This window comes from Phaeobacter sp. B1627 (assembly GCF_006265095.1).
Classification (GTDB): domain Bacteria; phylum Pseudomonadota; class Alphaproteobacteria; order Rhodobacterales; family Rhodobacteraceae; genus Epibacterium.
The window spans coordinates 1-9918 of the sequence record NZ_VCNK01000051.1; the positions used below are offsets into that span (position 1 = coordinate 1).

The window sequence follows — 9918 nt, forward strand, 5'->3', positions numbered from 1 at the left end:
AATGCTCGTCACGTGCTTTTTGCCGCGTCGATCACCAATCCCACGGAAAAGGTTTACGGGCAAGGATTTATCGTATCGAAATACCGTGGCGCACGGTCATCACATTGCATCGCCGTGTTCCCAATGCGCGGCCACGGTCGGCGGCGACGTTACGCCTCGACGCCTGCAACATCTGGCTTCCCCACTTCAGCGAAGTGGACAGGATGATTGGGACCAAGCTTGATGAAATCCTCTATCATATCAATTGCCTTTGCCAGTCCGGCCTTGTCGAGACAGCACTCCCAGACCACGAGGATGCGCCACCCCTCCTCCAAGAGCCTCTCGACCGCAGCAGCGTCTCTTTCAACATTGGCCCGAAACTTCTCCGCCCAAAAGGAGGCATTACTGGACGGATTGGTGGCCTTGGAACAACCGGAGTGACGATGCCAGAAACAGCCATGAACCTGTATCGCAATCTTCCATTTCGGCAACACGATATCTGGTCGCCCAGGAAGTCGTTTGTCATGAATGCGAAATCGGAAGCCTCGCGCATGCAATGCCCGGCGGGCAAGCATCTCCGGCTTCGTGTTCGTTGCCCTGATCCCCGCCATCATTCGTGATCGCGTTTTCTTGTCCACCACATCCGTCATGAGGGAAATGTAGCCATTTGGACCCCATTTTCCACCTGGCATTGATAGCAAAACCTGGTAGAGATGCGCGTCCAGGAAGGATTGCCATGACCCGGAAATTTGCCATCATTGATCTATTTGCGGGACCCGGTGGCCTCGGTGAGGGCTTCTCGCGGGCTGGTTGTGCATCCGATGCAGGGATGAAGATCCATCTGTCGGTCGAAATGGATGACCACGCCATCCAGACGCTGCGATTGCGCGCTTTCCTGCGGTCCTTCGACGAGTTTCCTCAGGAATACTACAATGCGCTGAACAAGGGCGCACCTTTTCCTGACTGGTCGGAACTCTATCCATCGAACTGGAAGTTGGCGGAACAGGAGGTCAGGAAGCGGGTTCTGGGTGGGGACGGCGTGTTCGAAGAGCTGGCTGTCGAACTCGACCACGCCCGCGAAGCGCACGGAGGAAACACGATCCTGATCGGGGGGCCGCCCTGCCAAGCCTATTCCCTCGCGGGGCGTTCAAGGAACAAGGGCAAGGCTGATTACGTGCCGGAGCAGGATGAGCGGCACTACCTGTATCGAGAATACGTGCGAATTCTGGATCACCTGAATCCGGCGGCCTTTGTCATGGAGAATGTCAAAGGCATGCTATCGAGCAAGGTCGATGGCGGGGGCATCTTCAGCAGGGTTCTGGATGATCTCGAGGCTTCGGGGGACGGGTATCGACTGCTCCCCCTGGCTCAACCGACACCCGAAGATGGCAGCCGGGCTGAGGCGCGCAGCTTCCTTATCCGAGCCGAAGACCATGGTGTTCCTCAGGCTCGCCATCGTGTCATCATCCTCGGGATACGCAAGGATATCGCGGCAGGTCTGGATTTGAATGGCCCGATCCTGGGGGAACCCCAGCCGCCGGTCACGGTCGGCGAGGCCATCACCGGCATGTGGAAATTGAGAAGCGGTTTGAGCCGACAGGACAGCGTTGACAGTTGGCACCACGCTGTCCGTGAGCAGGCCCTCGCCATCGCGAATGCCAGTGGAATCCCCGATGATGTACAAGCAATCGCGCGCGCGATCGCCTCGGCCAACGATCTGCCTCACCATCGCAGCAGTGGTTGGAAGGGTGAGAAAACAACAATGCCGGATCATCTCCAAGCTTGGTTTTCTGACGACCGGTTGCGCACAACACTCCAGCACGAGACCCGCGGCCACATTCCGGAAGACCTCGGGCGGTACATGTATTCAGCCGCCTACACTCATGTATTCAAGAAAGCCCCGAAGCTGATCGAGTTACCTGAGTTTCTGCAGCCGAAACACAAAAATCGCAGCTCCGGAGACTTCGCCGACCGTTTCCGGACGCAGGCAGCAGGCAGGCCGTCAACGACCGTGACCAGCCACATCTCGAAGGACGGACACTACTTCATCCATCCGGATCCGAAGCAATGCCGCGCGCTGACTGTGCGCGAGGCAGCACGTTTGCAGACGTTCCCGGACAACTACTGGTTCTGCGGCCCACGAACGAAGCAGTATCATCAGGTCGGCAACGCGGTTCCACCCTACCTTGCATATCAAATCGCAACGGCCGTCATGCGGTTGCTGTCGTGAAAACGATGCGACGAAGGCCGATCATTCGGCCGCCGTCGCCTCTTCAGTGATACCGAAGCCGTTGCTCTCCAGCTTGGCAAGCGCCTTGATTGCAACTGCGGTCTGGTTCTCGGTGGGGATACGGTCAGGAATTTTCGCGCAGATTCCCAAGACCTGATATTCCATGGGAGTCAAAAGCTTGTGGCTCCGCCCCCAGTTTCGTGCTTCGTCCCAGAGCTTCGGCCCGAGTTCGATCACCCGAGTTTGATCCTCGACGCTCTTGGTCAATTCGACGTCATCCTTGATCGCGTCGTCCTCACTGCGCGCTTCCTCGGGAGCTATCAGCATTCCCTTGAAGTCTTTCGGGTAATCCAGCTTCGTTTTTCTGAAACGCTCCCAGCAGGCCTGCTTCTTGGCCCATTCGCTCATGTTCCGGATGCCTTCCGGCGGGCTGGTGATCAGGCTCTGTGCTTCGGCGGCGGCGACCAGCAGCGCCTCTTCCAAGGCGGTTGGTACGGTCTGCATGCGCCAGACCCGTTGGAGATCGACTTGCTTCTCTGCGGCTTCGGCGTCGTGCGCGACCTTTGCGATGGCATAGGTGACGATGTTCGCCCGGTAGCCACCTTCATACCATTCCTGTGCCGAGACCAGTTTTTCCAGCCTGCGGAAGATGATGGCCTTCGCAATCAATTGACGATACCAGACTTCGTCCACCCGGGCACCGCTCTTGCCCCAGACTTTCTGGATCACCTTGGCGAATTCCGCGAAGTTCTTCTGAGCCCCCTTTGAGACCTCTTCAGGACGCCCGCTCCATGAGTTCTCGAACTTGGCCAGGTCGGTCTTGGTGAAGAACTGCGACTTCGGGAATTCGGCATCCCATTTGTTTCTCTGAGCGGAGGTCTTCTTGGCGCGTTCGTCTGCGAACTGACCGCGCGCCCGTTCGTAGAACCATTTGGTCTCCCGGTATCCATCCGCTCCAGCCGGCGCGAGGATCTTCCGAGATAGTTCTTCAACGCGAATGTGAAACGGGTGGTTGGCAAAGAAGTCCGCGGCGTTGACCTTGTTCTGGCTGTTGGCGCATTCCGAGATCTGCGGGACCACCGTCGGTGCAAGTGTCGGAGGAACGACATTCAGTTTCATCTGGACATAGATGTCTTTAAGACCTTCGCCAGCCAGCTTGCGGGCAGCATGGATTGAGGCTGTAGTCTGACCTCCATTTACGATCTGAAGGTTTTCGGCGCGGGTAATCACCAGACCGTCTTCGGTCTTCTCGCAGATGACATTTTCGGCTGTGGCGGAAAGCCCGTTGTTATAGGCAAAAAACATCTGGGGATCATCCTTGATGGTTTCCCTGATGCCTCTGTTCACCTTGCCGCGCGCCTGAAGGAAGCTCCTCACGTTGGCTTCCAGCAGACGGGCACCCCATCGATCGTAAATCTGGGCAAGCTGCGCACCCGGAATGACCGCGAGATAGCTTTCGAGTGCCGTATCCGCCCCAGACGCCCGGAGAACCGGCACTGCACCACCGAATTCTCCGGCGAAATCAATCGTCAGATCTTCGCGGGCTCTGCCCTGTTCGAGGTATGCCTGAAGGCGTTTCAGGTCCCACGAACTGTAAGTGACGGGCTTGCCGCCAATTTCACCTGCGGGTTTGGCGTCCGCCTTCGCCCGGTTGTCCGAATTTGTGACATAGATCAGTTTGATCTTTTCGATGAGCGGCCACCGAGTCTGGATGAGCTCGACCAGTTGCGCGGCATTGCTGGTTTCTTCCAGATCATCGAGGAATTGCTCCGTCCTCGAGTGTCTCAGGAACTCCACCAATTTCGAAAACTGCGTTTGCAGGTGCTTGCCATCAGTTTTTCGAACCTTCGGCGTAATCTGGAAGTCTGTCAGGATCAGTGCAAGCTCACCGTTGGTGTCACGTGGATCGCCGCTGTAACCGCTGACCTGCAACGTGACCCTCCCCCGCTTGCCAGCGAAGTGGCAGTAGTCGGCTTCCTCGATCTCGCCGGCTTCGTTGAGGATCTCTCCAACCTTTTCGAAGAAGGCTTCCTGGACATAGGCCCCCATCGCATCGGCGTCACCTTGGACATCCGCGATGAGACTCTGATGGAATTCCTCAACCTCCAACATCCGGTATCTCCCCCAATAGCAATGTCTTCAAATCTGTTGTCGTCTCGAAGCCGGTGCAGGCATCAAGGCGTATTGAATAGGCCAGTTCTTCGGTCCCTGCCGGCAGCGGCGGGACGATCCTCGGGAAGCCCTCGACGACCAGAAACAGCCGTGCCGCTCCGAGGTGCCAGCGTCGCTCCAGTTCGACGGCGTCTTCGGCGTAGGGACTTTCGGCGATGCGTTGCTCCCACACGTCCAGCGCCGCAACATCATCTTCGAACAGCTTCGCCGTTCTGTCCACATGATCCTTCAGGTTGTCACCCTCGGAATCCAGTGCGGTGTCCACATCTTGGACATGAAGGAACAGCTGGGCTCCGACGATGTCCATCAGTTGGGCCTCGGACGAAATCCGGATCTTCGGATGGGCCGCGCTCCTCCGCGCCTTGACCTCGAAGAACGTGCCGGGAAGCTCGAAGTCCTTCGCGCTGTCGTCCGGCCCCTTCCAGGCTTCCACCGCCTTACTTGGGCCGACAACAGCGACGAGTTCGCGCAGGAATGCAAGTTCGCCGACCAGGCCACGTTGGACTTCCAGCGGCATTCCCTGCTTGCCGCCCCGCAGAAGATGGTGCCAGCGCATGGCCCGTCGAACGGCGCGGCCGAGTGCCCCCTGAAGATCGGCGGCCTCTTCACCCGCCGAAACCACGTCCCGACAAAGTGTTTCGAACAGGTCGATATGGGCGGATTCGGACAGCGTGATGCAAAGGTGGTTGGCGCCCTCGACGACCCGGTAGAAAACGCCGACATGCTTGAGCTTCGGCAATGGGCGCACCTCTTCGACGGCACCCGGGAGGCGCAGCACCAAACCCGGAGATCCGTCAGGCATCCTCACCCAAAAGAAGTCGAACCGCCCCTTGCTGTCGACACGTCGCGCCTCATTCTCCGCGAGGCTGGCCCAAGGTCCCTCAATCATCCTCATATGCGCCATCGTCGTCCTCGTCGGTGCCGTAAATTTCGCGGAACTTCACCATGTTGATGATGTATTCCACCCGATCGTTCGGTTTGGCGGACGGGGGAAGGCTGATGCTCCAACCGATCACAGGACGCTGAGGCAGCCGGTCGAGCACGCTCTTGTCGCGCAACTGATCAATGTCCTTTTCCTCAGGCTGGCGAACCTGCACGACATGAAGCACGAACAGTGGCTTGTCGCGAACCTGACGATAGATCCTGTCAGGAAACGAAGGGCGCTTTTCCTCGTCCGTTCCATCGAGTTTCTCAGCGACAAGATATGCTGCCTCAGCTTGCTTGGCCTTTTCGTCGTCGACCCCGATACGCTCTACTCCACGGGATGCGATACGGCCGCGCTTGCCACTCATGGACAGAAGATGATCGCCGAGGTCGGCGTAACCGACACGGCGCATCTGCGGTCCGACGGTCCAGCCGGCAATGTCAAAGTTGTCGGCCTCGCTCTTCACGTCGGTGACCAGAACATCCCACATTTTCAGTTCGTCGTCTTGCCGATCGCGTATGTAGCCACGTACCGGCCCGGGTTGGGTCAGGAAGGCTTGTTCATGGTTGCGCCAAGCGAGCAGAAACTGGTCGATCAATTCGACCGGTACGTCCTTCAAAAGATGCCCACCTTTCACCTTGTCTGATGCCGCCGGTCCATGTCCTCGCGCGGCCATGCCCTCCAGTAGGCGAACAGCAGCTTCATGGTTCGCTTCAAGTTCCTTTGGTTTGGCCGTGATCTTTGCGGTCTCGACCCAGGCGTTGGACAGGCCGATCAGGATGTGTTTCTGGCCTGACCCCATTTTGTTGCGGGCCGTCACCAAGAGCGAGGCCGGGTGGCTGCGCACGGCCAAACCGAAGTCGGAAGGCGTCGCCTTGGCTTTCTCCATCTTCTTCAACTCGAGATGCAGTTCCTCGCTCGCCTCTGCGATGTGGGCATACCAGTCGATCGCTTCAGAGGGCATCCAGATGCGGCACAAATCCTCGTAGCCGCCGCGATACCCGAACCAGCGGCCCATCTGCATCAGCGTGTCATACATCATCGTGTTGCGCAGGAACCAAGTGACCGTCAGCCCTTCGAGCGTGAGGCCCCGCGACAGCGAAAATCCACCGACTGCAATGACCGTCTGACCCACGCTGGAATCTCCGGAATAGTCGAGGCCGTTGGCGCGGCTGTTCACCTCGACGACCTTCGCCGCGGCGACCGCTTGAAGCATGGCCGCAAGCACCTTGGACCAGCCCGGCTCGGCGTCGAAATACTCCTTCTCCCAAGTCTCGTGCAGATCGGCAATCATCGCGTCACGCAAAGCGGCGTCACCACGCGCACCATTGACACGCAGAGAGTCCTGGATGGCGCCGACGTAGTGGTGCAACCGGTTCCGCAGCAGCCCCTGCACCTTCGTGAAACGGCTCGCATTCACCAGCATCGAGCAGTGTTTCGAGGCTTGGTCGCGCAGATTCCGGATTGTCCGCGCGATCAGAAACGCTCGCACGGCCTCCTTCAGGCTTTCAGGCAATTCATCGACCGTCTGGTCGATACGGTGCTTCATCGGCAGAACGTCTTCGTTGTCAGTGATGTAGCGTAGCCAGACAGGGTCGCCGTCATCGGGAATTCCGTCGATGAAGATCTTCTTCGCGCCGAAGTAGTTCGACGGTGCATCCAGCCCCACGATGAAATGCTTCGGGAAGAGGTCTTCCTTGAGCGCTTCGTCATACTGTTCCGGGTCAACAAAAATGTTGGCGAAGGGCGTCGCGGTGTAGCCGACGTAACAGCTGCGGTGAAACATGTTCAGTAGATCCCGGATCTGCCCGTTAATCTTGGTAATCTCGTCCTTCGAGTACTTCGTGTTGATCGAAGCGTTGTCGGCCTCGTCATCGATCAGCAGCATCGGCTGGTCGATCATCTGATCGTCGCCCCTGGCACTGTTCTCGCGAAGCCAGTCCAGCAGGTTGCGGAGCGTGTTGTGGTTTTTCTTGATGACCAGAACCACCGGCACCTTGTAGGAATCGATCTGGCTTGTGTTGGTGGACGCCGTGTCCTTGCGGAAGTCGGCGAGTGTATTCGTCAAGCCAACCGGGACATGGCGGTCATCGAACAGCCCGACACCGATGGCACGGTTGCCTTTCTTGCCCTGCGTTGCCAGCCGCCCGGTATCGCGACCGATGAAGCCTTCGTCGATCCTTTCCTGGGTTTGGTTGCGCAGATTGTTGTGGATGCCCGCGATCACGACGATCAAACGGTAACCTGCGTCCGCCGCCTTGCAGATCAAGCCGGTGTAGTTCGCCGTCTTGCCGCTCTGGACGTGACCGACAACCATCCCCCGGCGATCCCATTTCTCGTCGAGTCCCGGATTGCCCAAGCGACCGAGGATGCGGTCAGTCAGTTCGTCAGTGGTGGTGATGACGTCTTGTGGCAGGCCGTTTTTGTGCAGCAGCTTTTTGTAACGGTCCCAGTAGAACGGGTCGATGGACGCCTTGGCCTCGTCCAACCAAGGTCGAAAGCTCTCGTCATCGACCATCGCCCCGAGCCCCATGGTGATGCCGAAACGCTCCTCAATGTCACGTGCGAGCTGCTCAAGGGCATCCGGCGCGGCATTCACGTGCAACGCCACATTCATCGTCGTTATGAAGGTCCGCAGTTCGGTGCCGCTTTTGCGCTGATGCGCCAGTGATTGCGAAACGACATCATCAAGGTGCTTGAGCTCTGCGGTCACGAGGGTTCTCCCTGTATTTCTTCGACAAGCCGTCGAATCGCGTCCTTGTGGTGGATGAACGGCTCGGTCGAGCATAAAGCTCGCACCACGTCATTTCCTGTCATGTTCGAATGCAGCAAAGCCCTGATGGCGATCTCGGCCGAGTCGGCGAAATCCGCGAAATCTGCCGCGTCTTGCGTCACATCCTCGGCGCCGCCCAGCATGTCCGCATGCAATGCAGCAATGGGCAAGCCGCTACCCAGAAGACTGATGCAGGTCCTGAACCCATGCCGAAAATCTTCAGGCAGCACGGCGGCGAAACCGGTGATCGAGGGGTGCTCGACATTGGGGCGGTAGACGATGCCACCATCCTTCTGGACGCGGTTCCAGAGCGGGAGATACTCATCGGACACGAGCTTTCGCCCCCGGCGCTGGTAGGTTCGCTTCGAAGTTCCTTGGAGCCGTTCAACGATTTTCCGCAGACGTTCGCGAACAACTGGCGGCATTTGGGCCGATGCCTTGCGGACGTCGATCTTCCAGTCCGAGTCCATGGTGTTCGGGATGTCGACACGCACCCTTGCTAGTTTCGTCAGTTCTGTCTGCCGTGCGAGGCCCAGCCAACTGCCGGCGATGATGAGACGGCGCTCACGATAGATGTAGAAGCCTTGGGACCTTAGATGGCCTTCGGGGCCACCGAGGTCTTCCCAAGCCGTCTTCGACATCTTTTTGTGATGGGGAAGAGTAAAGCACTGGGTAACCACTTCGCCGTTGAGCAGCGGCAAGATATCTTCGGGATCCGTCTGCGTTGCCGGGTGATCCGTCGCAAAGGGGTCTATCGGCAAGAGCTTTCGGTCGTTCAGCAGTATCCGCAGAGCGGGTTTGCTGCCCTCCATGTAGCGATGGAAGCAGAGCCGCAAGTGGCGCTCCGCACCCGAAATGGCCTTGTTGATTTCAGCTGAGCGCTTTGCAACATCATTCCGGAAGTTCGTCGAGAGCCGATCGAGCTTGCGCCAAAGCACAATGGTCCCGGCATTCGGCAGCCTGTCCGCAGCGGGTATATCTGTCAGGTCATCCTCGAGGTCTACGCGCCAGTCATTGCTCTCCGCAACCTTGTCGAGTTCCCATGTCGCGGCAGATGTCTGACCATCCTTCCTGGAGATTACGGTCAACTGGCGGCATTGCGAAAAGCTCGCGCTCTTCAAGCCCAACCCGAACCGTCCGAGATCATGACCTTCGCGTTCCTGAAGCGGATTTTTCGTCCCAGGCCGCATTGCTTCAATCAACTCGGGTTCGGTCATGCCTGTCCCGTTGTCGACGATTGCGATCCACGGTTCATCTGTCGCCGTTTCTGCGAGAATTTCGACTTTGGTCGCCTTGGCAGTCACCGAATTGTCGATGACATCTGCCATTGCAGTTTCCAAGGTATAACCGAAATCCCTCATACCTTCGATCAGTGATGCCGCGTACGGAGTCGCGTCTGCCTGTCGTTTTGTTGTACGCACAACCATTCTTCTCTGCGTTTGAGCAACACATTTTCGCTATGGCCCCCTCTCGCGAGCCGTTGCATTTCAATGTGAACACACGGCACACGTAAGTTGAAGATGAAAAAACATTTTCTTTTGGAGCGTTGCGATGGCCGTGAGCCCTTTGGAATGTGAGCCTCAGCCAGACTCAAGGTGAGGTGCCCCTAGATTTGTAGACGCTTTGCCCCCTTAACTTTGAGGCAAGGAGGCCGACATGGGGACAAGCAATTACAGCGACGAGTTCAAGCGGGATGCAGTGCAACAGATTGCAGTGCGGGGCTATCCGGTTCGGGAGGTTTCCCGGCGATTGGGGGTCAGTACGCATTCCCTTTACAAGTGGATGAAGCTGTTCGGCGATCCGGCTCCAAAGAAGCCTGAAGTGGTCCCAGAAAACTGG

Annotated in this window: 7 protein-coding genes; 2 read left to right on the forward strand and 5 right to left on the reverse strand. The window is 57.9% G+C overall.

What is annotated here, in order from left to right; all coding sequences use genetic code 11:
• Positions 1-149 precede the first annotated feature (149 nt).
• Complete coding sequence (locus tag FGE21_RS18880) at positions 150-629, reverse strand: very short patch repair endonuclease (RefSeq protein WP_139664959.1); 480 nt, start codon at positions 627-629, stop codon at positions 150-152.
• Between the two features lie 86 nt (positions 630-715).
• On the opposite strand from FGE21_RS18880, the gene FGE21_RS18885 reads away from it, so the two are divergent.
• Entirely contained in the window at positions 716-2209 is a 1494-nt protein-coding gene (locus FGE21_RS18885; RefSeq protein WP_139664960.1) for a DNA cytosine methyltransferase, read from the forward strand.
• Between the two features lie 21 nt (positions 2210-2230).
• Here FGE21_RS18885 and FGE21_RS18890 read toward each other — a convergent pair whose 3' ends face one another.
• The 4 genes from FGE21_RS18890 to FGE21_RS18905 are packed head-to-tail and all read right to left on the reverse strand — an operon-like array spanning position 2231 to position 9506.
• Positions 2231-4321, reverse strand: coding sequence for an AIPR family protein (locus tag FGE21_RS18890; RefSeq protein WP_139664961.1), 2091 nt, complete (start codon positions 4319-4321; stop codon positions 2231-2233).
• Positions 4308-5285: a PD-(D/E)XK motif protein gene (locus tag FGE21_RS18895; RefSeq protein WP_370285823.1), complete on the reverse strand. Its 978-nt coding sequence runs from the start codon at positions 5283-5285 to the stop codon at positions 4308-4310. The genes FGE21_RS18890 and FGE21_RS18895 overlap by 14 nt, the downstream gene beginning before the upstream one ends.
• Positions 5263-8019 carry a Z1 domain-containing protein gene (locus FGE21_RS18900; RefSeq protein WP_139664963.1) on the reverse strand — a complete coding sequence of 919 codons (2757 nt, stop codon included), beginning with the start codon at positions 8017-8019 and terminating at the stop codon, positions 5263-5265. Before FGE21_RS18900 ends, FGE21_RS18895 begins: the two co-directional genes overlap by 23 nt.
• Complete coding sequence (locus tag FGE21_RS18905; protein WP_139664964.1) at positions 8016-9506, reverse strand: ATP-binding protein; 1491 nt, start codon at positions 9504-9506, stop codon at positions 8016-8018. The genes FGE21_RS18900 and FGE21_RS18905 overlap by 4 nt, the downstream gene beginning before the upstream one ends.
• Positions 9507-9735: 229 nt before the next feature.
• Here FGE21_RS18905 and FGE21_RS18910 point away from each other — a divergent pair.
• Positions 9736-9918: transposase (locus FGE21_RS18910; RefSeq protein WP_139664965.1), on the forward strand; the 183-nt coding region annotated here is incomplete at its 3' end.

Excerpts from the sequence above, each read along its gene's own strand:
- FGE21_RS18880 (WP_139664959.1), bottom strand. The coding sequence starts at position 629 with ATGACGGATGTGGTGGACAAGAAAACGCGATCACGAATGATGGCGGGG.
- FGE21_RS18890 (WP_139664961.1), bottom strand. The coding sequence starts at position 4,321 with ATGTTGGAGGTTGAGGAATTCCATCAGAGTCTCATCGCGGATGTCCAA.
- FGE21_RS18885 (WP_139664960.1), top strand. The coding sequence starts at position 716 with ATGACCCGGAAATTTGCCATCATTGATCTATTTGCGGGACCCGGTGGC.
- FGE21_RS18905 (WP_139664964.1), bottom strand. The coding sequence starts at position 9,506 with ATGGTTGTGCGTACAACAAAACGACAGGCAGACGCGACTCCGTACGCG.
- FGE21_RS18895 (WP_370285823.1), bottom strand. The coding sequence starts at position 5,285 with ATGGCGCATATGAGGATGATTGAGGGACCTTGGGCCAGCCTCGCGGAG.